Here is a 21,117-nt window from a genome sequence, read left to right as displayed (position 1 = left end):
CAAATCTGTAGTCAATTCAATCATGTATAACCATTATTTTGAGTCATAGTTAAGAAATTCATCCATGTTTCCTCCTATGTTTAACCCTATATTATGAATGCGGTATCGGCGTTAAATAAAAAGCCTCCTATACCAGAAAAATGGATCCTGCCTGCACTGGAATGTCAGATTATAAAAAAACAGCACCGCCTTCTTATCTTTGCAGAAAGGCAGTGCTGTTGAACGTCCAACAATTTATAATTTAAGCTCCATCCCATCTTCAGCGATATAAAATGCTCGCTCCTGAACAAGATTCGTAAATGCGCTCGCTCGGTCGTTGACAGGATTCGTGTGATTAAAATGTGTAAAATAAATCTCTGTATGCTCCGCCAAGCCCTGCAATCGATCCATTGTTTCTGTCATAACAGGATGGGGGATTTCTTTATAATTGCGGCCCATGCGTTCAATCTCCTCGATCGAGTGGAACGTGCCATCTAATAAGCAAATATCTGCTTCCTTCGCCATGTCATAAATGTCGCGATCCCACTCATCCCAACGATCAATGTCTGGAATATACAGCAGCTTGCGAGTGGGCCCTTCAATCCAAAAACCGAACGTTTTAGATAGCTCATTGCGATGGGGAACCTCGATCGGCGTAATGCGAACAGAAGGCGACATCTGCTCCTGCTGTTCATGCTGGATAGGGCTCAATTGAATATTGTTCAATTCTACTAATTGTGACCATGGAGCATGGCTTTCCAGCATCTGCTTCATTTTCTCTCCACAGAAGACAGGAACATCTTTCGCGCCAATGGCTTCTCTTCCCAAGAACATTAATCCAGGATAGTGGCCGATATGGGCGTGTGTTAGCCAAATTGTATTCATAATCGTCCCTTGAAGATTGTACTTCCTTTGAATATGAGCCATCTGCTCACGCATGTCTGGTGTAGCATCAATAAGATGCCATTGCTTGCGCTCCGGTTCGATAATGGCTAAGGAAGCTGCATACCTGCGAGTCCCATGCTGCAATGCATTCATACAGTGCTGACAAAAGCAATTGGGATGCGGCACACCTGCATCTTGTGCAGTGCCGACGATATTAACGATGACTTCATTCATGACCGATTCCTCCTGCAGTCACATTCATTTGAACTGAGCGTACAGAGTATTCCTTCTTCACGATAGTCCAACCTGTTAATCCGTACAATAAATTGATAAGCGGGGCGAGGAACGCGAAGAAAATGTAAGGAATAAATTGCTCCGCGCTTACCCCCAGCATGTTGGCAGCAAATACGGCAGGTACGCCCCATGGAACTAAGGTGATGCCAACTGTGCCGGCTGCTTCTACACATCGGGATAAATTTTTCGTGTCAATGTTCATGTCCTTATATGTTTGTACAAAGGTTCTTGTCGGTAAAATAATCGCCAGAAATTGCGCTCCGCTGGCAAAGGCAACAAGGAAGGTGGACGCAAGTGTCGTCGCAATTAACGAGCCAGGTGTCTTGATCTTCGCAACGATGGGCCGAACAAGAGCATGAAAGATGTTTGTTCCTTCCAATAATCCACCTAGTGCAGTAGCAATAGTCAACAGACCAATCGTATTCAGCATAGAGACAAGCCCGCCTCGATTCAGCAAGGAATCAACGGCCTTCACTCCGGATTCCGCATGGAATCCATTCGTCATCGTGTTGACCATCGATGTGATTGTGTCTCCCTGCACAACAATGGAAATTACACCGCCAATAATGCCTACCAACAGCAATGTTGGCAGAGCCGGAAGCTTTTTGATCATTAAGAAAATCGTGAAAATCGGCAACAATAGCAATAGGGGATGAATAAGGAATGAATGTTGAATCCCTTTTAAGATCATATCGATATTGGCTGTATCGACCGCGCCCTCTGCCGTGCGTGTACCAACTAGTGCGTATAAAGCAACGGCGATAGCAAATGCGGGGATCGTATCCCACAGCATATGGCGCACATGACTAAACAAGTCAGTTTCTGCCATAGCTGGTGCAATATTCGTCGTATCCGATAAAGGCGATAGCTTATCGCCGAAAAATGCTCCTGAAATAACCGCGCCCGCAATCAAGCCAGGGGAGAATCCCATTCCTTCACCGATGACCATGAATGCCAGCCCAATCGTTGCAATCGAAGTGAAGGAACTGCCAAGCGTAATGGCAATGATGCCTGTAACGACAGCTACAGCCGGAACGAAGAAAGAGGGATGAATAAATGATAAACCGTAGTAGATCATAGTAGGAATAACCCCACTTGCAATCCATGTCCCGACGATCATCCCAATGACAAGTAAGATGAATATCGCAGGCAAAGCTTTAGCTACGCCATTTACCATCATGTCCTGCAGCTCGCTCCATTTATATCCGCTAATCACCCCTACAAGAACGGTGAAGATGATGCCAATTATTAATGGGATGAACATGCCAGCTTTCCAAATAGAGATAGAGGCAGCTCCCGCAGCGATTAGCGCAAAAATAGGCAATAGCGCTAGACCAATGGATACTTGTCTTTTCATGTTCGTTTCACTCCTTTATATCGTAGATGTAATGGTTCATGTTCATAAGTCGACTTGTTGAACAATCTCTATAAAATAAAAAAGAACCTCCATCCCACATAGGGACGGAAGTTCCGCGGTACCACCCTGATTAACAAAAATAAGCTTTTGTTCACTTAATCTATAACGGCATTGCCGGACGCAAGTCAGCTCCCTAATTGTAATTCGCTGCATGCCCCGGCTTAGTTCGCACCAACCACCAAGTCTCTGATTTTCCGCCACAGACAGCTACTGTATTAGTTCAACGCTTTTTGATATTCTACTGTTTTGCTTTTTGACTTTCTTGCTTTCTTGCTTTTGGGCTTTCATGTGATAAATCACATTATAGTCCTCTTGAAACGTTTGTCAACCGTATTTTTCTGTTATCTTTGCTATAGCTCTGATTTCAATCGATTCAAAAAACGCTTCGCCACTTGTGAAATATGCTTATCCGAAGCGTGAACCCAGCCATAATAAAATCGCTCTATACTCGGTATTTCCAGCGCTAAGGGGATGATATGCAGACCATCTTCCTTGAAGGAGTAATCAATCCCGATGGTCACCCCAATTCCTTCTTTTACCGCATTATGAATTGCTTGTGTATTGTTGCTGATAAACAAGATGTCAGCCTCCCCGTACACTTCAATGAACTGGGTCATAAAGTTCCGAATATGCTCATCATCATAGAGAACGAACGTTTGATTGATCAGTTTTTCAGGTGTTAGAGCTTGTTCCCAACGCAGGGGAGATTGTTGATTGACACCTACGACCAGCTTACCTTCTAGCAGCTTCTGAAACGTTACATTGCGCTGCTGCTGGAGCAGGCTTTCCGATAATGCAATCAAGCCAATATCAATTTTATCCTGCTTTATGAGATCTAATATTTCTTTTGGTCCTTTTTCCATTATTTCGATTTTAACGCCCGGGAAATCACGCTTGAAGCTGGAAATGACGTCAATCAGCAGATGCATGGGGCCTGGGATGGTTGCAATTCGCAATTGTCCGCTTATCGTGTTGCTATAAAACTGCGCCTCTTTTTTTAACTCATTGATTTTCATGAGTGCTTCATTTGCAATGCGAATAATCACTTGACCTTCAGGCGTTGGAACCGCTCCTTGTCCGCGGGCACGCTGGAATAAGCGAATCCCAAGCTCTGATTCAAGCAGGGAAATAGATTGGCTGATTGCCGAAAGGGTTACGTGCGCTTGCTCTGCGGCTTTGGTCAGCGAGCCTGATTTGGCAACCTCAACAATGTTTTCCAACTGTTCGATATTCATAATCATGCACCTCAATTAAGTATTTCTTAATTATAGATTAAATTAAATAAATTTTAGTTAATAAATTACAATGATACAATATAGGCATAGCAAGAAGCAACTGTCAATGAACAACCTCATATCTATATGTACATGAATAACAATCAAAAGAGGAGGAAACGAACATGACTGAAAAAGAGTTGCTATTATTACAGGTGGCGCAAGTGGAATTGGGAAAGAGACGGCTTTGAAATTTGCTAGAAAAGGAGATCGTGTCGTTGTCGCCGACTTCAATGAGCAAGCAGGCAATGAGGTCGTAAAGCTGATTACGGAGCAAGGAGGAGAGGCAATCTTCGTCAAAACAGATGTGTCCAAGCTGGAGGATGTAGAAGCGGTAGTGGACAAGGCCGTTGAAGCGTTTGGTCGTATTGATGTTATGTTCAACAATGCAGGGATTGGACGGATTACACCTGTACTTGATCAGAATCTGAAAGATTATCATGATGTCATTAATGTCAATCAGCACGGTGTGACCTACGGCATTATTGCTGCTGGGCGCAAAATGAGAGAATTGGGCATCAAGGGCGTCATTATTAATACTGCCTCTGTCTTCGGATTTTTAGCTTCTCCCGGCACATACGCTTATCATGCGACTAAGGGAGCAATTATCATGATGACAAAATCGGCTGCACTTGAGCTCTCTGCATATGGAATTCGTGTTCTGGCGGTTGCACCTGGCGCTGTCGACACGCCAATCATTCAAGGATACAAGGATAATGGCATGGTCGATGCGATGAAGGCAAAGGTCATTGGCAATAAGCTGACCCTGCCGGAACAAGTTGCAGATACGGTATACTTACTATCCCTCGATGAGGCCAGCGCGATTAACGGCAGTGTAGTCATGGCGGATGAAGGCTACGCTTCGTTTAAATAATATTTTGCGTTGACATGAGATGTTGATAAATGGACAAGCACCTCGCATCCTAAATAAAGGATCAAGGTGCTTGTTTTGTTATTGAGAAGCGCTTGCGGCATGAGTTCAGGAATACACGATAAAAGGCGATGGTACAGCGAAAAGGAGCATAACTGTCTTGTTTTTGGGAGATAGTTTCCTTGAGGTGATGACAATGAAAAAGAAGTGGCCTGCAATTGCAATCTCTTCGCTATTGCTCTTTGTACTTTTTATGCCTTTACAAACATACGCACACAATGGGCACGTCCCATCCAGTACTGATACTCTTTTGTATCAAGATATGCTGTTACTTATGCTGCTTCCGCACATCCAGAAAGCTGTCAACAACTATTACGATAAGATATTGACGACCAACCCCATCGTATATCCCTATGAAATCAACATTATAGAGGCAGCGAGAGCTTCAATGAACCGAAGGTATGACTTCCTTATTATGTTTGAGGTTCAACCGGTCGTTGGACCGCATATTGCGGTGGGGAAGGATCGAATCACCCTCGAATTGTCACCGCTCCTTCTGAGCACTGTAAAAATAAACAGTTATTCGCACATTGAAACGAACGAGTTTCCACCAAATTGGCAGCATATTTTACGAATAAAATTTAGTTCTACAACATCACTGTTGCAAAATAGTGATACGCACATATGATGTTATGATATTTGGTTGGTTTTGATTGGAGAGGTACTGCGAATGACAATTACACCTTTACAACGAATTGCTAGCAGCAATAAGAATGTTTTTGTCGCTGATTCTGTTGGCGAGGCTGTAGTATTATTAATCACTGGCACCCCCCGAACGCTGTAAACATTGGAAACCAAGTGACAGTGATAGGAATATGAGACCAATCATATTGGCCATACAATCATAGAAGTTCCAAAATAGGGTGCCAAAAAGCGGGATGCCGCAATCTCAATCGCCATAATAGATGCGCCCGTAATACATACATAAACATACAAAAAACGGATTGCGCACTTGCTTGCCACGTTTAGACCTCAACTCTGCAACGATTGAAAAATGGTTTCTATAGAGTAATCACATACACAGGGAAAATGATTGTACTGCAACAGTTTTCAGACAATTGATCCCTTCATACAGATCAGCAGTAAGTGCAAACTGAACTAAAAATCAGCGAGACAGGGCGAGCTTGACTTCACAGCGCGCATAAAATATCATTGTTCCATAACTATCAAACAATATGATTTTACATACAAGGAGGCTCAAGAATGAAGGGTGTAATCGTAACGAAACCAGGTGGACCTGAGCAATTGGAGCTGGCAAATTTGCCAATCCCCGAGCCCCAGGCAGGCGAACTGTTAATCGAAGTGCACGCAGCGGCTGTGAATCGTACAGATATTGTCACGCGGGAAGGCAAGTCTGGGTATGCGACCAATCCGATATTAGGGGTAGAAGTAGCTGGTACGGTCATTAACGTGAATGGTAAAAGCACCTTTTCAGTTGGAGACAAGGTAATGGGACTTGTCAATGGCGGGGGATATGCTGAGTATGCGGTCATGCCAATTGATCGCGCAATTCCTGTTCCAGATTCCTTCTCATTTGCTGAAGCAGCGGCGATTCCTGAAGTGTTCCTGACCGCATACCAGACGCTTTATTGGCTAGGCAAGCTTCAACAGGGAGAAACGGTTCTTATTCATGCTGGTGCAAGCGGGGTGGGGACAGCTGCCATTCAACTTGCCAAGCGAATTAGCAATGCCACTGTAATTGTAACGGCTGGTTCCGCCAAAAAGCTGGAGTTCTGCCGTGAGCTCGGTGCAGATGTGCTCATTAATTACAAGGAGCAATCCTTTGATGAAGAGGTGCTTCGTGCTACGAACGGGCAGGGTGCTGATGTTATTCTCGATTTTATAGGTGCGGATTATTGGGAGAAAAACCTAGCCAGCATCAAGAAGGAAGGCCGATGGGTGCTCATTGGCGTGCTCGGCGGGGTCAAGGTACCGCAAGTGAACTTATTTGCCTTAATGTCAAAATGTGTGCAACTTACAGGAACCTTGCTGACGCCAAGAAGCGATGCGTACAAGGCGAAGCTGACACAGGATTTCATCCTTAACATTATGAAGCACTTCGAAAATGGGAGCATAAAGCCGATTATAGATACTTCTTATCCACTCGAAAAAGTAAGCGAAGCTCATGTTCACATGGAGAGAAATCAAAATATAGGTAAAATCATTTTAAAGGTGAAATGATTAGCCTTTTTACCAAACAAATAAAATATATTCATGAAAATCGAGGGCCGCTAATATAAGAATAGCGGTCCTTTTTGCATGCCGCATGTGTAGGCAATATTTTATTTGTGCAAACAGGAGGGGAGAGGAGAATCTGCTTAATAACAGGCTTGGACGTGTTACCAATGCATAAAGACAATCATCAATAACATATGAAGGAAGGTAATGGCATGAGAAACAAAAAATGGTTGGCATTGCTTGCTTTATTAATAGGACTAACCAGTTTGATTTCGACTGCTGGCGCTTCTGAGGTCATTTCACCGCAAAAGCGATTGGCAATCTATTATGGCTAGCCTTCTGTCGTAAATGGTGCGGCTGGAAATGTGGCAACTGCATCGAACACCTTTGCACAGTTTGATATCATCGTGTTTGGGGCAGGTCTTGAAGACACGACACATGGAGATCATTCGAACACAGTTGCGATTATTAACAATTTAAATGCACTCGGCGGCAAGAAGGTGTTTGGGTACGTGAATTTAGGATGCACTCCGAACCCTGATACAACAGCGATTAAGCAAAAAATCAACAAATGGAGTGGTATGAACATATATGGTGTGTTCCTTGATTGTGCTGGATTTGATTATGGGGTAACAAGAACAATCCAGAATGATGTCACGGATTATGCGCATGGAAAGGGGCTCAAGGTGTTTATGAACGCCTGGAATCCGGATGATATTGGAGGAGATCTTAACGAAAAAGGAGTGTACCAGCCTTCCCGTATCGGTGCTGGTGACTGGTATCTTGCCGAAAGTTGGCTAATATCTAACAATTCGTATTTATCGATTTCTGACTGGTCAGCTAAAGCTGACAAATGTCTAACTTACAAACGTAACAAAGGTATTGAAACGGCGGTTATTGCCACGAACGCAGCAAATAGCGCACAACCAACCGATAATGGAACCGATAAGTTTAAAATGGCGTGGTGGGCGGCAGCCATGTACGGATTTCCGTTCCAATGGAGCGATATCTGGTATTCCGCTGGTAATAATGTGCTGAACCTTTATCCAACCCCAGTGAATTACGGCACGTCATTTACAGGAGATCCTGTTCATCATACAGGCCCAATCAGCAATTATCGCACAACAGACACCGGCACGATCTATGTGGTAGGTAATGGTGCTAGCACAGGGACAGGATACTTTACGGCGAATTAACAAATTCGCTATAAAGCCAATTTTCTGCTAGCCTACACCACTCTGTATTGTCCGTAGGTACGATTCGATTATAGAAAAGGAAGGGGTGTCCCAGAAGTTGAGAGCGACTAGGAACACCCCTAATAATGTAAGATGAGGGCTTAGTTTCTGCCTGTAATTAGACTTAATACCCCATATCCTTTAATATTTTGGATAACGTGCGCAGACGTTCGCCTATCATCTCATCGTCATTGCTTAACGCTTGGCTGAACAGCTTAATATCCTCATTAATTCGCTCATTGTCCGTACATACCGCCACGGTCATGGCATCTCCTTGCAGGCCAACTCGGTCGATGATAGGCTGCTCGGGATCATAAAGATGCTCATATCGATACGCTTCACGAAAATGTTCCAATGAACGACAAATCAGAATAGACAAATCAAGAACACGATGCAGAGGGAGCTCTTCGGATTGTCTGGACCATTTTTCTCCCGTGTATCTCCACACTTTGGCAGAAATATCGATCTTTCCTCTATCGTTCCATTGGGCCAATCCTAACGAAAGGCCTTTGGCATCTGTATTGGGAGCGAGTCGGCCGTCAATCTGCTCATAGTTTTCCGACACGACAACAGGTTTATGTTTTAACGTAGTAGGTATTTTCACGTTCTGACCCTCTTTTCATTTACTAATTTACTAAATGACTGTTTCATCTTATCTTGGATTTCAATGATAGTCAATCTGTCGGGTATACTGGGACATATAAGAAAACGGCGGGGAAGCTTCCCCGCCAATTGCAGTAAATTACGACAATAACTTAATTCTTAGGAGGCTTATTATACCCTTTGTCTCCATAGGGCTGCAATTTTTCAAGCCATGGCTTTATGATTTGCTTCACTTCCCAGCGTATGTCGGTTACCTTATCAGCTTCCTTCTGCTCCAGAATCTCATAGGTGAAGGCATCCGATCCGAACTCCTTCCAATCCTTTTGAAGCTGAGCATTTGCGAATCTGCCCATGTCCAGCTGCATTTGTATCGTAAGCCACTTATTTTTCAAATTAGGATAGCTGTCAATATAGATTTTGCCGTTGACGGTATTCTTAATCTGGACAACTCCCATGTAAGTCTTGATCTGTTTGAAAGCTTCAATAAGCTCCTTGCGCTTGTTCATATCCATGTTGTTTGTTCTCCTTTTCAAGGTTGAAGAGTGATGTGAATTATATATATCTAGTGATCATCCGAACTAACTTAGCAGGCAGCTCATGCAAATCCGAAATATCCAAAAAACGATCATTCCCGTAGATTTCCTGGATGATGTCCTTGTCTTGACCGATTGCGGCTGCAAGGAATCGAACTCCTCGTCGCTCGTATTCCTCAATCGTTTGCTGCATGTCGTTTACTGCATTATTCCCTGTGTAATCGTCCATTGCTTTGGGCTGTCCATCACTAATGCTAATGAGCAGCTTGGTTTGTTGAGGGGATACGGCTAATCGTTCCGCTATCATTCGCAGCGCCATTCCATCGCGATTATTGCTTCTGGCCTGGATGTTCATGAGCCTGAATCGGTCGCTAGGATCTGGCTTCTCAAAGTCGGTGTAAGCAAAGATCGACATTTGCTCCATCCTGGAAACATCAGCCGTGTCGCCGTAGATGAGTATGGGGATCTGGCAAATCTGACAATATTCATAGACTGCCATTACCGCTTGTTTAGCCGCTTTCAATCTGCCAAACGCAGACATCGATGCGGATTCGTCAATCCTGAGGCCAACCCCTAGGGAAGGGGAATCAGATGGAGGGCGTTTTTTAGCAAAATACCGATAATCCCTGTAAGCCACACTATCCGCCTGAAATTTGCTTCCATAGTAACGATTCCTAACATATTCGGAAGATACCTCATGTTCCAGCAGCGGGAGTGTTTTTCGGGCAATCTCCCTCACGATTGGCATGAGTCCTTTGCTGAGACGATCGTATTCGTACTGATCTTCTAGCGTATAGTCTGGACGGTGAACGATAAGCTTCACCTTATCATGAATCGTATTGGACACTAAGTCTCTGGCAGCACGATTTAGCTTTTTGCGAAAGTCGCGCTCTTTTTGTTGTTCATCCTCAGTCATTAGATCCGGATTTGCCTGATGATAGTGGGGGGAGCCGTCTTCACCGGTATCTGTACTTATCATTGTATCGTCGTGAGGATCCACAGATGTTCGTGATGAGCTATCCTCACTATCCGCAGACTTTCTCAGTGCTATGCCTCTTTCCTCAGTTAGGTTGTCAGCATCATAGTCAAGATCCGAGTTGATATCTCCCCATGTTTTGATTTCTATTGTATCACCGATTTTTTGTTTTTTTTACCTGATTCGCAGTGTCCTCTAAGGCAGCAAGCAATCCATGCTTCTCAAGTGCTTCTTCCAGAATCTTAATTTCTTCGTCATCGGTTGTTATTTTATAGATGACCTTATGATATAGGGACGCTTTGACGGAGGCTCCTCCAGCAACTGCATCTGTCCAGTAGAAAAAGGAACGCATTCCAGCCACGCCTTTGATCGCATTTACTCGGGCTGTTCGATCCAAAATGATAATGACATCTGCTAATAAGCTAAGCACCTTTTCATCCTGATAGCCTGTTTTGGACATCGCGCGTTCCATCATGACCTCTTTGCCGGGCAGATCCATCTTTTCCGAGTGTTGAACTCTGTCGCGTAGTGCTTCGTTTAACGGTCTGGCTCCCGCATAGCTTCGGTTTGTTGTGATGACTGCGATAAAGTCTGGGTGTCTGTGTATGATCTCAGTAGGGAGGTTCATGCTTCCATCCAGTTCCAGAGCAGAGTTTAACGCCATCAATACCGCTGCATCTCGAATCACATTAGGTTCTTGAATTTCTAGAAGATATCCTTTTTGAAACGCTCTAACGATCTCCGATGGGTAAAATCGATATTCAACAGTCTCTCCATCGGTATTTTCAACCGCACGCTTCATTAGCTGCTTCATTTGTAAGGTAGCCTGTTCCTGTGTAATCTCTAGGGCATCCATTAAAATTTCCGTTATGCGATGCATACTATCGCTCTCATAGATTGCTTGCCACATGCGTTGCTCCGCAGGTTCCACCTTCTCTAATTGCTCAGAAGGAATGACTGGCAAAATGGCGCCGATAATATCTGATTTATCCATATCGGCAAAGCAGGTTACTTTCGTATACGGCAATCCGAAATTAGCTGATAGCGCTTTGGCTAGTTGTGTTTTACCGGAACCGGCATCGCCTTCTAACAGAATATTGGCAATTTTCATTTCCCCGCGATTCCAGTTGCGCTTTACTTCTTTACAAATACGCTGTTCTTCTTCACTGATCTGATGAGAGGAAGGCTTCTTCCAAACCAGCGTTTTCTCTTCATCCGTCAGTTGTCTCGCAGGGGACAAGACATAGGTTTCTTGTACGTTCATTTCATGATTCTCCTTATCCATCATGATGCGGAGCTTCGCTTATCGTTTGCTTTTTTTCAAAAAGGAGAGGGGTGAGCAAAAGGGTCCCCGCAATAATCAATATACCGCTCAACACAAATACAGTAAGCAGAGAAAACATCTCCTTCAAATAACCGGATAAAAACATGCCCACGACCATCATGCCCATAAAAACAGGCGTGATCACGCCGGATACTCTGCCCATAAATGCACCTTCTGTATTGCGCACTATAAGTGTCTGAATGCCGCCATGAATACATGGGTAGAACAAGCCGCTAATTACTAAGAGAACAACGGTTAGCCAAATCATGGTAGACGCGCCAATGCCCATCGTACAGACGGCCGCGACAAGCAAGCCGATCATGAGCAGCAACTGCGGCTTTACCTTTTTAGCGATCCCCATGATGGCAATTCCGCCTGCGAACATGGCTGCTCCGTTGGCCATTACAAACCACTGTAAATCTTGCTTGTTCAATCCCAATTTCTCGATGACAAGGAAGATTTGAAGCGGTTGCGTCAGACCTGACGCTAATCCGACAGCCGCGAAGGTCATGCAAAGTGTGCGTAACGATTGATTCGACCCAATATAGCGCAGCCCGGCTGTCAGCTCCTTGATGAAGCTGCCTGCATCGTTTGATTGCGGTTCTTCCTCGTCGCGTGGGAGTGAGGACAATATGAGCGAAGATCCCAGGAAGAAGACAGCCGTCAACATTAGAGATACGTGAATTCCAAACTGTATAAATAGAAATGTGCCGATAATCGGACCCAAGACCGTGAAGATGGCGACAAGCGTTTGGAACATCGCCATTACGCCTTGCAGTTGTTCACTTGGTACATGCCGCTTGAATAGTTTCATGGCCGAAGGCTGAGAAAACTGTGACAGACTGGCCGAAATAAATGATCCGATGAGAAGGGCAATCCATCCGTTGTTCAAAACAGCAATCAGCACAGCTACAACGGACAAGGAAGACAGCAGATCGCTCCATACCATCGTTCGCTTCGGCTTCCATCGATCGGCAAAGGTTCCGCCAATTAGTCCGAATAGAAAAATTGGAGCAAATTCCGCAACTGAAATTAGCGATACATAAATCGGATTATTGTTTGTCAATTCGGTAACATACAGCAGAACTGCATAATTCCGGATCCAAATTCCAAGTTGGAGCAGCACCCGGGAGAGAATCACGGTTCGAACATATCGATTGGACAACATGTCAATACCCCATATCCTTTAAAATTTTGGATAGATTGCGAAGGCGCTCGCTGATCATCTCATCATTGTCACTCAGCGCTTGACTGAACAATTTAATGTCTTCATTGATTTGCTTATTTTCCGTATTAATGGCCACGGTCATGGCATCTCCTTGCAGGCCAATCCGGTCGATGACAGGCTGCTGCGGGTCATATAAATGCTCATAGCGGTATGCTTCGTGAAAATGAGCTACAGAGCGGCAAATCAAAATGGATAAATCAAGCACACGATGGAGGGGAAGTTCCTCCGAATTCTGCGCCCCTTTCCCTCCCGTATGTCTCCATACCTTGGCGGAAAGTTCGACCTTTCCTCTGTCATTATGCTGAGCCAATCCCAGGGAAAGAACTTTTGCATCTGTGTTCCTGGCGAATGGGCCATCGACTTGCTCATAATTGTCCGACACGACCACAGGCTTGTGTTTTAACGTAGCAGGTATTTTCATTTTCTCCCTCTTTTCAATTTTGTATTTACTAAATTACTAATTTACTAAATTACTGCTTCAGTTTATATTGGAATGTAACGGGAGTCAATCTTTTTTTGCGCCCGTTTTTTTGCGAATTACGTGAACCTGATCATTTCTCTCGTGATCTAATGAACCGGAGAGAGTAGTTTGAGATCCACATTTTAGGAGGGAATCGAAATGAATGTGAAGAAATCAGTTGTCGCTGTAATGCTTGTAAGTGCACTTTCTGCAGGAGTTTTAACTGACGCGGCATATTTGCCAAGGGCTTTTGCCCAGCAAGCGAAGGCCAAAATCGAGGTTAGCGAAGAAATGATTGCGAAGGTGAAAAAGGCAATAAAGGATGCCATGCCAAATTCGGCTTATGAAATTGTCGATTATTCGCAGGTAGGAATGCCGGATTTGCCTGACGGGGAGTACATTCGTTTCGAGCTAAGGGACAAACGTGGAAATATAGTCGTCAATTCACAATCCGAAGAAATCGTACTTTTCAGCCTGGTAGCGGATCTCAAGGATGTACCTTTGTCCATTCTAACTGCAGGCAAAAATAAACTGAAAGAATTGGATCCGAAGATGGAGCAGGTAAAAGACGCATCTAGAGGCAAGGATACGTGGACCCTGCACGGTATGAATTTAGCTACTTTTGTCACTATTGATGGAAAAAGCGGAAAAGTAACAAATGCAACCATTAGCTATGCGAAGGCACCAGATAAATCTAAGGTTGATATTGCGCGTAAAACGATGAAACTCTTAAACGGCGGACAGGACGTAAAGGTGCTTGATGGGGTGAACCTAAATTATAATCCTCAGAACAAGGAGGGAAAGGTGCTGAAGTTCTTTGATGAAGGATTGAAGAATTCTATCCTGCACAAAGTGCACATCGGAGCGGATACCGGGAAAGTATGGGGGGCCGAATTGCTTCGAGAAAAAGAATACTATAAATCCGACGATGAATATAAGCAAACGTTCGCCCAGCCGATACTCACGTCCGAACAGGCGATCACCAAGGCTGCGCCGACGGCAAAGCAGCTATTTGGCGTTGATTTGAAGGGATCGAAGGTAGCGATACAGCTCGACCGCTATACGTTCACGAAGCAAGGACAGCCGACCGTTAGCGCGCTTGTCAATCCGAAAGGGACATTACATACATTCGAGCAGCAGCCAATGAAGGGCCTGAAAAATTAACCTGCAAAAGCGATTGAAACCATAATAAGATCACAATAAGTTGCAAACAGAACAAAGGAGCTGTTGGAAAGGTAGAAAAACTACCGCTCGAAGCTCCTTTGTCAGATATGTATAGGTAAATGGATCGTCATACATTATCTGTTGTACAGTCCCTCATACTCCTCTTTCGTTATGCCGAAATAAATCTCGTCATAGTACCTGCCGTTCGTGTAAATCATGTTGCGCAGTCTGCCTTCCTGGATGAAACCCAACTTGCGATGCAAGTTCATAGAAGCTTCGTTGAAGGAGTAAATGCAAACGGTCGCTTTTTGATATCTCAGCTCGAAGAAATAATGCTTCAAAATGGTAAGTATCATATCGCTGGCGTAGCCCTTGCCCCGAAAAGCAGGGAAGACAGAAATCGCATAATCGAAGGTTCCGTTTTTTGAGTCGCAGCCATCGATCTCAATGGTACCAACAACGTTTCCCTGTTCGGCATCCTCGGCGATCCAGTAGAAATCATGGCTATTTTCATCAGCTCCCTGCGAGATTTGCTCGATCCATTCTTCCATTTGCGCTTGTGTCCGTGGAAATGCGATCGAGTCCATATTTTGCAGTATGCTGTCATCCAAACTGTCAAATATGATGATATCATCTGCAACAGGTGCGCGAAACCGAATACGCTTGCCTTTCCAATACGAAATCTCCATTTGTAAATTACCTCAATTCGTTAAAATTAGAATAAAATATATACTAGTAGCATCTGTTTTTTATTCGATTAATCTTCTTTTTCTCCTTTTCTATTTTCATTTTATAGTAACGCATGTCTTTCTTTTTTTGGAGCGCTTCACTGCATGCGTATACTTTCTTTAATAGATTTAAGTACACATAATTCGTTTTGCTGATCATCCATTTCCCATTTTCATAGCATAAGAGAGCATTCGTCACATCCTGCTCTTTACTTAAGCCAAGACAGATATCGAACCAAGCCTCACTCATTGATTGGCCCAGACCCGTTTCCCGCCAACTATCAAATTGCAATAATAGCTGTTCCCATTGTCGGGCAGATGCGAAAGCTTGGCTGCAGTCGTTATTCATCACATGCAGCTCGGTGATATTTAGAAGTGCAGATGCCTTCTCACTTGGGTCGCTGATAGACGCTAATTCCTTTTGTTTATAGGAAATGGCTTTTTCATATTTTTTTAACTCTTTTGCTCGGTAAAATAATGACGTTGTGTCAGCTCCGGCTTCCTGTTCAAGGATGGCAAACAGCTTATCAGCCTCTTCATGATCTTGAAAATCAATTGCTCTGGACAACAGACTATCTGTGGACTCCTTGTCGATGCTGTCGGGGAACCATGAGGCCATCCTTTGCAGGAACGCTTCAATTTCTTCCTCGGAATAAAGGGATCTCAATCGATCTTTCCTCTCGAATAAATAGCCGTTCGATTTCGTCAGCTCATATTCCTCAAGGTACTTGCACGTATTTTCGACTCCTGCAGAAAAGAGAAATTCATCAAAATAGCCGCAATAGGTATCAAAATTAGCGCATTTAGCTTTTTCATAGAGCCATACATGTTCTGGTTTACGGAACTTTGCCAACAAATAAGAAAGGAGCAGCAAGGAATCCCCGTAACCTTGAAAAGAATCATGGGTTCGGCTCTCTACTTCATTTTCCATCAAAAATCGAATGAACTCATAATCCTCATGCTTCCAGTCATATTGAATGGCGACTGCTGCCGCATATCGTTTGAAGTAATTTTCGTCTTTTTCTTGGTATTCGAACTCTTTCCATAATGGTTTGGAGTTTCTAATCGTTTCAATATTTCGAATGATTTCTTTAGGCTCCAACACATATCCCTCCAAATCTACATGTGAATGTAATCGATCAATCCATTTTAGTTCTATCCTCTATCTTAACAAAAATTAAGGCGAACCTTAACGTTTTGTTCAAGACAGACACTGTTGAAAATTGATAACGTTATAGGTGTCATAACGGGCTGCTCAACATTTAGAATTCATACCCATCCATGCAAATGCGTATTATTGAGAAGGCAAAGGGAACACCGAATCACAGAGGATTATTATGAGAAGGGGAGAACCGAATGAAGTTTACTACTTTTAAAAAACATCAATTGAAGTATCAGAAATTGGATTTGGGACAAATGCGGTAGGTGGGCATAACAATTTCGCTAATGTAAATGAACTTACCGGTAAACAAACTGTTCAAGAAGCCATTGATCAGGGAATAACGTTCTTAGATACAGCGGATGCCTATGGATTCGGTCGTTCGGAACAATTGATTGGAGAGGTTATTCGAGATTGCCGGAATAATCTAGTGCTTGCTACCAAGGGAGGGATCGAGAAGCTCGACAACGGCAGCATACGCTTCAATAATGACCCCCGCTATCTAAGAAGCGCAGTGGAGGCGAGCATGAAGCGGCTTCAGACCGATTATATCGATTTATACTATCTTCATTTTATCGATGGGAGTATCCCGCTTAGTGAATCTGTCGGAGAACTTACTCGTCTGAAGTCAGAGGGGAAAATACGTGCAATCGGCATTTCCAATGCGACGATCGAGCAAGTAAAGCAAGCAAATGAAACAAATGAGCTCAACGTGCTGCAAAGCCCTTATCACATGCTGGATCGCTCAGCTGAACAGGAGCTGCTTCCTTATTGTATGGAACATGATATTTCCTTTATTCCGTATGGGCCTCTCGCGTTCGGCATATTAGGAGGAAAGTATCAATCCGATATGATACTGGACGATGGGGATTGGCGCAAGGATTTGGCATTGTTCCAGCCGGATATGTTCACACGGCATCTAGCTAGAGTAGAGAAATTAAAAGCCATTGCAAGCGAGGAGCAGCTCACGCTGCCGAATTTGGCACTTGCTTGGCTGCTACATCAGCCAGGCGTCGACGCAGTCATTCCTGGCGGGAAGCGGGTAGAACAGATTCGCAACAATGCAGAGGCCAGCGGCATTCCTCTATCTGCATCAACTATGAATCAAATTAAACTCGTTCTCGAAGAATAACGTAAATATACACAAGCCCACACATTCTTCATGATGGAGGGCTTGTGTTGGCTCTGCCGCAGCAATTTACATAGCTTCTCTCCCTGTATACAATAGAATCTAGCGCTTCTATGGCGAACAAGGGGATAATGAAGAGAGGGAAGCGACATGGAATTATCCGTGTATACGAATAACCATTTTTCTTTACATACGTCAGTCATTTATTCAACGACAAAATGAAGCTTACTCATATTCAAGATTGCCACAGGTTCCGTGAGGCAATCGCTTGCGCAACATCTCGCAGCGTATTCTTATTAGATGCGAATCAGATCGAGGACGACACATGCTTCACCCGCATGATGACAGAGACCAAGGTGCCTATCATGATCGTGAATCCAGAGGAGAAGGATACATTGAAGAAGATGATGATGTGGGAGCAATCCATTTCTGGAATGTTGGGTGACGAAAGCGAAAAAGAACACACAAGGAATTGTCATGCAATTGATAATGCTGTCGTGCTGGATGATAACCAGACATTATTTCAGGTAGCCAACCATTCCATTCAGAAGAACGGAGTAGAACATATATTGTCAACACTTGAATTTAAGCTGCTCTATCATTTGGTTCAACAAGACGGCCAACCGGTATCGGCTCACGAACTTGCTGATAGTTTGGATACTTCTGAAGGTGTGCTCTATATCTATATCAAAAAAGTCCGCGAAAAGATTGAAGAGAACCCAAGTCAACCTACTATCTTGCAGCACATAAGAGGAAAAGGATACGTGCTGCACATAGCAGGATATTCAAAGATAGCACCCGTGGAATGGTAGTGTTCATTTCAAGATTTCAATAGCCACAGTGCAGGGACATTAGGCGGCTCCCATCCAGCTAGAGACGTATGGGCAACAAGCGCTTCATAGGTTTTGCCGTTATAAGTTACAAGTGCGCCTACGGCATATGAGGTATTAGCCGCCCAAGGAGAAGCAGTCGGTGCAGGTGAAGTTGTGACATTAACCGCATTGCCGCTCGGCGATACATTGCCCGCGGCATCGTAAGCAATAACCGTAAACGTGTAAGCCGTATGAGGTGTAAGTCCTGTTACCGTATAGGTCAAACCGCTTGTTGAGGCTGCCAATGTCGAACCATTGTATATTCGATAACCGGTGACGCCTACATTGTCCGTCGAAGCTTTCCAGGACAGCTTCACACTGGTTGAAGTAATATCCGATGCAGATAATTGAGCTGGGGCAGTTGGCGGTTCCGTATCTGGCTGCGGCGCCGAGGTTTGGAAAGAAGCGACATTGCTGCTAGTGGATTCATTGCCGGCTGCATCCAAGGCTCGCACGGTGTACGAATAGGATGTATTTGGTGTCAGCCCTGTCAACGCATACGTTACTGTGTTTCCGTTCGTGGAGCCAACGAGTGTGGAATCCTTGTAAATAGTATAGCCGGTAACACTTACGTTATCTGAGGAAGCATTCCACGATAATGTAGCGGTATATGCCGTAATGTTCGATACGGCAAGATTCGTAGGTGCAGTAGGCGGAGTAGGATCGACTGGGGAGCCGCCGCCGAAGTCAACATCTATAACATTGTAAAAGGCATTGGCTGTATCCGCGATTTCCCATACCGCTAATATTACTTGATATCCGGTTCGGCTAGGGACATTGCACGTATCGGAATAAGAATGTGGGGGCTGTTTGCCTTTATAGTCCACGCTGCAGAACGGAGTTAAGTCGAAGGAGGCGCGGCCAAGCGGCGCATTTGGATTCCAGTCTTGCTTTGTCATGTAATATTTCCAGCTTGTCGTTGCATGGTTTGCTTCAATCGTCCAGTGGAAGGTAGTCGTTCCGGGTGTAATTTTCACCTTGCTCCAGCGTGTAGCTGATTGCTGATCCAATTCAGGAAAAGCGCCGTTCGCACTGGCAATCTTGCCATCTGAAGGACCTGCTGCCGGAAAGCCCTTATGTGCTTCCAAGCTTTGTGGTTCATAAATGATGAAACCACAGTTTTTGTTTACCTTTCTCGCACACAAATCCGCTCTGCTGCTAGGCGAGTCGATATAGCCGTGAGCAAATGCGGTGCTAGAGAACAGGAGCAAGACAAATGCCATGGAAAGCATCATTCCGCCAATGACCAGCCATTTGCGCAAATCTAAATTCCACGAACTTTTTTCTGTCAAAATGAAATTCCTCCTTTAATTGGACACGTTCAAAAGCATGCAAATACTTGCTTACTATTCATGCAGCTGCTGTGTACACACCTCCTTTTTGGAATCTGATTTCTCAAGTTGAAATGAATGTATAAAAACTCATTATGAGCCTATACTGGATGAAAAGGGGTTGGAGTCAGAACACAAAAAATGTATACGCTTTAACTTCGAGTATGATGAGAAGAAAATTTTTAAAGCTTGACCCAAACATCCTTTGAACGCGCTTCTGCTAGGTCTGAATTCGGTGATTTCTTAATTTTAAGGAATAATTTAAGGCAGCGCTGCTCTCATTGTCCGAAATGTTCTCAGATATCATTCATTTACCTCTCTTGATTGCAAGCACGGCTTCATTGACAGTTCTGAACATTGAAGGTAAGATGCAGGAAGTAGAATATGTCCTCGTTAGGTGAGGCTCCTATACGAATATAGGCCACTGCCCGGAAACATCGAGAGATGCCAATGGGTAGAACAGGGATTGCCGGATTAAGGCTTTTCATAATGTGGCTAAGAGGCATGTGCCTCTTTACGTTGTATAGTGCCAAAACTGTACCAGGGGGAACGGTGCTTATTTGAATTGTGCGCAATTATAGCAGCCTTTTTCATCAACAGCTCTCCCGAGGAAGGGAGGGCTGTTTACTTTATTCAGAGTAAGTACGAATCCGATTCGTTACATAAGCAAATCGATTGGGGGAGAATTCGATGAATAAATGGACCAGCTCGATAGAGTCACAAATCCGCAATCATGTGCTAGTCGTTGAGGATGACAGTCATATACGCCGTTTTATTTCGATTAATTTGGAGCGTAATGGTTTTCAAGTGAGTGAGGCGGCAATGGGGATAGAGGCGATGAAGCAATTTACGGATAATCGGCCGGACGCTGTTGTTCTTGATATTATGCTGCCTGATATGGAGGGCTTCGATATTTGTCAACAGATTAGACAAATAGATGCGAATATCGTCATTATCTTTTTGACCGCTAAGGGACAGGACTTTGACAAAATTAAAGGGCTTGAGCTTGGAGCTGACGATTATATTGTGAAGCCGTTCAATCCGCTTGAGCTTGTTGCCAGAATCAAGACGGTTTTGCGTCGTACGAAACAAACATCTTCTGTATCAAATACCGTACTCGAATCTGGCCCGATAAGACTGGATAAGGGAGCAAATAAAGTGTTCAAGCACGGTGCAAAAATCGAGCTGACTCCAAAAGAGTTCGGCATGATCAAGGCATTTCTTGAGCATCCGGATAAGGCTCTATCAAGAGATGAGTTATTGAATTTAGCTTGGGGCGAAGACTTTATTGGCGATCCGAAGACGGTTGATGTTCATGTTCGCAAGCTGCGAGAGAAGATTGAGGATGATTGCTCGAATCCGAGACGGATCGAAACTGTCTGGGGGATGGGGTATCGTTGGAAGAAAGGAGAATAAA

Annotated in this window: 20 protein-coding genes, 1 pseudogene, 1 riboswitch and 1 other annotated feature; of the genes and pseudogenes, 9 read left to right on the top strand and 12 right to left on the bottom strand. The window is 44.1% G+C overall.

The genetic code is table 11. The annotated features are described in order from the left end of the window. Positions 1 to 234 precede the first annotated feature (234 nt). The 3 genes from PAV_RS19625 to PAV_RS19615 all read right to left on the bottom strand — a co-directional run bounded on the left by PAV_RS19625 (position 235) and on the right by PAV_RS19615 (position 3,810). Complete coding sequence (locus PAV_RS19625; RefSeq protein WP_005549207.1) at positions 235 to 1,098, bottom strand: MBL fold metallo-hydrolase; 864 nt, start codon at positions 1,096 to 1,098, stop codon at positions 235 to 237. Then, positions 1,091 to 2,515, bottom strand: coding sequence for a Na+/H+ antiporter NhaC (gene nhaC / locus PAV_RS19620; RefSeq protein WP_005549206.1), 1,425 nt, complete (start codon positions 2,513 to 2,515; stop codon positions 1,091 to 1,093). Before nhaC ends, PAV_RS19625 begins: the two co-directional genes overlap by 8 nt. 97 nt (positions 2,516 to 2,612) lie before the next feature. Then, positions 2,613 to 2,808 (bottom strand) — a binding site (T-box leader). A 117-nt stretch (positions 2,809 to 2,925) separates the two neighbouring features. Continuing rightward, a complete protein-coding gene (locus tag PAV_RS19615; RefSeq protein WP_005549205.1) occupies positions 2,926 to 3,810 on the bottom strand; it encodes a LysR family transcriptional regulator in 885 nt (294 codons plus the stop codon). Positions 3,811 to 3,994: 184 nt separating this feature from the next. Between PAV_RS19615 and PAV_RS19610 the strand changes: the two genes are divergently transcribed. The 5 genes from PAV_RS19610 to PAV_RS19595 all read left to right on the top strand — a co-directional run bounded on the left by PAV_RS19610 (position 3,995) and on the right by PAV_RS19595 (position 8,154). Then, positions 3,995 to 4,723, top strand: coding sequence for an SDR family NAD(P)-dependent oxidoreductase (locus tag PAV_RS19610; protein WP_040736317.1), 729 nt, complete (start codon positions 3,995 to 3,997; stop codon positions 4,721 to 4,723). A gap of 193 nt (positions 4,724 to 4,916) precedes the next feature. Continuing rightward, positions 4,917 to 5,408: a DUF3888 domain-containing protein gene (locus PAV_RS19605; RefSeq protein ID WP_157267043.1), complete on the top strand. Its 492-nt coding sequence runs from the start codon at positions 4,917 to 4,919 to the stop codon at positions 5,406 to 5,408. Positions 5,409 to 5,983: 575 nt separating this feature from the next. Continuing rightward, positions 5,984 to 6,961, top strand: coding sequence for an NAD(P)H-quinone oxidoreductase (locus PAV_RS19600; RefSeq protein ID WP_005549201.1), 978 nt, complete (start codon positions 5,984 to 5,986; stop codon positions 6,959 to 6,961). A 209-nt stretch (positions 6,962 to 7,170) separates the two neighbouring features. Then, a complete protein-coding gene (locus PAV_RS36925) occupies positions 7,171 to 7,293 on the top strand; it encodes a hypothetical protein (RefSeq protein WP_262866762.1) in 123 nt (40 codons plus the stop codon). 30 nt (positions 7,294 to 7,323) lie between these two features. Beyond that, positions 7,324 to 8,154: a hypothetical protein gene (locus PAV_RS19595; protein ID WP_005549199.1), complete on the top strand. Its 831-nt coding sequence runs from the start codon at positions 7,324 to 7,326 to the stop codon at positions 8,152 to 8,154. A 163-nt stretch (positions 8,155 to 8,317) separates the two neighbouring features. On the opposite strand, the gene PAV_RS19590 is transcribed toward PAV_RS19595, so the two are convergent. From PAV_RS19590 to PAV_RS19565, 6 genes are all read right to left on the bottom strand, one after another. After that, the gene (locus PAV_RS19590) at positions 8,318 to 8,797 is read right to left on the bottom strand and encodes a DUF6530 family protein (RefSeq protein WP_005549197.1); all 480 of its coding nucleotides are present in this window, start codon (positions 8,795 to 8,797) and stop codon (positions 8,318 to 8,320) included. A gap of 151 nt (positions 8,798 to 8,948) precedes the next feature. Next, positions 8,949 to 9,308: a GIY-YIG nuclease family protein gene (locus tag PAV_RS19585; protein WP_005549195.1), complete on the bottom strand. Its 360-nt coding sequence runs from the start codon at positions 9,306 to 9,308 to the stop codon at positions 8,949 to 8,951. 40 nt (positions 9,309 to 9,348) lie between these two features. After that, entirely contained in the window at positions 9,349 to 10,308 is a 960-nt protein-coding gene (locus PAV_RS19580) for a vWA domain-containing protein (RefSeq protein ID WP_005549194.1), read from the bottom strand. Positions 10,309 to 10,459: 151 nt separating this feature from the next. After that, positions 10,460 to 11,569 (bottom strand): AAA family ATPase, encoded by a 1,110-nt coding sequence (locus PAV_RS19575; protein ID WP_005549193.1) that lies wholly within the window; start codon positions 11,567 to 11,569, stop codon positions 10,460 to 10,462. Between the two features lie 13 nt (positions 11,570 to 11,582). Beyond that, on the bottom strand, positions 11,583 to 12,797 hold the full coding sequence (locus tag PAV_RS19570) for an MFS transporter (protein ID WP_005549192.1): 1,215 nt from the start codon (positions 12,795 to 12,797) through the stop codon (positions 11,583 to 11,585). A gap of 1 nt (position 12,798) precedes the next feature. Beyond that, on the bottom strand, positions 12,799 to 13,278 hold the full coding sequence (locus PAV_RS19565; protein WP_005549191.1) for a DUF6530 family protein: 480 nt from the start codon (positions 13,276 to 13,278) through the stop codon (positions 12,799 to 12,801). Between the two features lie 198 nt (positions 13,279 to 13,476). Here PAV_RS19565 and PAV_RS19560 point away from each other — a divergent pair, with 198 nt between their 5' ends. Then, a complete protein-coding gene (locus tag PAV_RS19560; protein WP_005549189.1) occupies positions 13,477 to 14,481 on the top strand; it encodes a hypothetical protein in 1,005 nt (334 codons plus the stop codon). A 134-nt stretch (positions 14,482 to 14,615) separates the two neighbouring features. Here the strand turns inward: PAV_RS19560 and PAV_RS19555 are convergent, their stop codons facing one another. Further along, a complete protein-coding gene (locus tag PAV_RS19555; RefSeq protein ID WP_005549187.1) occupies positions 14,616 to 15,170 on the bottom strand; it encodes a GNAT family N-acetyltransferase in 555 nt (184 codons plus the stop codon). A 43-nt stretch (positions 15,171 to 15,213) separates the two neighbouring features. Further along, positions 15,214 to 16,311: a hypothetical protein gene (locus PAV_RS19550; RefSeq protein ID WP_040736312.1), complete on the bottom strand. Its 1,098-nt coding sequence runs from the start codon at positions 16,309 to 16,311 to the stop codon at positions 15,214 to 15,216. Positions 16,312 to 16,565: 254 nt separating this feature from the next. On the opposite strand from PAV_RS19550, the pseudogene PAV_RS19545 reads away from it, so the two are divergent. Together PAV_RS19545 and PAV_RS32525 are read left to right on the top strand one after the other, a co-directional pair. After that, positions 16,566 to 17,500, top strand: a pseudogene (locus tag PAV_RS19545) (aldo/keto reductase). A 401-nt stretch (positions 17,501 to 17,901) separates the two neighbouring features. Beyond that, a complete protein-coding gene (locus PAV_RS32525; RefSeq protein WP_238555876.1) occupies positions 17,902 to 18,309 on the top strand; it encodes a winged helix-turn-helix domain-containing protein in 408 nt (135 codons plus the stop codon). An 8-nt stretch (positions 18,310 to 18,317) separates the two neighbouring features. On the opposite strand, the gene PAV_RS19535 is transcribed toward PAV_RS32525, so the two are convergent. After that, on the bottom strand, positions 18,318 to 19,661 hold the full coding sequence (locus PAV_RS19535) for a lytic polysaccharide monooxygenase (protein WP_005549180.1): 1,344 nt from the start codon (positions 19,659 to 19,661) through the stop codon (positions 18,318 to 18,320). Between the two features lie 421 nt (positions 19,662 to 20,082). Next, positions 20,083 to 20,255, top strand: a riboswitch (M-box (ykoK) riboswitch). Between the two features lie 135 nt (positions 20,256 to 20,390). On the opposite strand from PAV_RS19535, the gene PAV_RS19530 reads away from it, so the two are divergent. Next, positions 20,391 to 21,116 (top strand): response regulator transcription factor, encoded by a 726-nt coding sequence (locus tag PAV_RS19530; protein WP_005549178.1) that lies wholly within the window; start codon positions 20,391 to 20,393, stop codon positions 21,114 to 21,116. Position 21,117: the final 1 nt, after the last annotated feature.

This window comes from Paenibacillus alvei DSM 29 (assembly GCF_000293805.1).
GTDB lineage: Bacteria > Bacillota > Bacilli > Paenibacillales > Paenibacillaceae > Paenibacillus_B > Paenibacillus_B alvei.
This window is presented reverse-complemented; position numbering and strand designations above follow the sequence as displayed.

Coding starts and splice junctions, on each gene's coding strand:
- PAV_RS19625 (WP_005549207.1), bottom strand. CDS start 1,098: ATGAATGAAGTCATCGTTAATATCGTCGGCACTGCACAAGATGCAGGT.
- PAV_RS19530 (WP_005549178.1), top strand. CDS start 20,391: ATGAATAAATGGACCAGCTCGATAGAGTCACAAATCCGCAATCATGTG.
- PAV_RS19615 (WP_005549205.1), bottom strand. CDS start 3,810: ATGAATATCGAACAGTTGGAAAACATTGTTGAGGTTGCCAAATCAGGC.
- PAV_RS19605 (WP_157267043.1), top strand. CDS start 4,917: ATGAAAAAGAAGTGGCCTGCAATTGCAATCTCTTCGCTATTGCTCTTT.
- PAV_RS19565 (WP_005549191.1), bottom strand. CDS start 13,278: ATGAAAATACCTGCTACGTTAAAACACAAGCCTGTGGTCGTGTCGGAC.
- PAV_RS19575 (WP_005549193.1), bottom strand. CDS start 11,569: ATGAACGTACAAGAAACCTATGTCTTGTCCCCTGCGAGACAACTGACG.
- PAV_RS19580 (WP_005549194.1), bottom strand. CDS start 10,308: ATGATAAGTACAGATACCGGTGAAGACGGCTCCCCCCACTATCATCAG.
- PAV_RS19585 (WP_005549195.1), bottom strand. CDS start 9,308: ATGGATATGAACAAGCGCAAGGAGCTTATTGAAGCTTTCAAACAGATC.
- PAV_RS36925 (WP_262866762.1), top strand. CDS start 7,171: ATGAGAAACAAAAAATGGTTGGCATTGCTTGCTTTATTAATAGGACTA.
- PAV_RS19555 (WP_005549187.1), bottom strand. CDS start 15,170: ATGGAGATTTCGTATTGGAAAGGCAAGCGTATTCGGTTTCGCGCACCT.
- nhaC (WP_005549206.1), bottom strand. CDS start 2,515: ATGAAAAGACAAGTATCCATTGGTCTAGCGCTATTGCCTATTTTTGCG.
- PAV_RS19560 (WP_005549189.1), top strand. CDS start 13,477: ATGAATGTGAAGAAATCAGTTGTCGCTGTAATGCTTGTAAGTGCACTT.
- PAV_RS19570 (WP_005549192.1), bottom strand. CDS start 12,797: ATGTTGTCCAATCGATATGTTCGAACCGTGATTCTCTCCCGGGTGCTG.
- PAV_RS32525 (WP_238555876.1), top strand. CDS start 17,902: ATGATGATGTGGGAGCAATCCATTTCTGGAATGTTGGGTGACGAAAGC.
- PAV_RS19600 (WP_005549201.1), top strand. CDS start 5,984: ATGAAGGGTGTAATCGTAACGAAACCAGGTGGACCTGAGCAATTGGAG.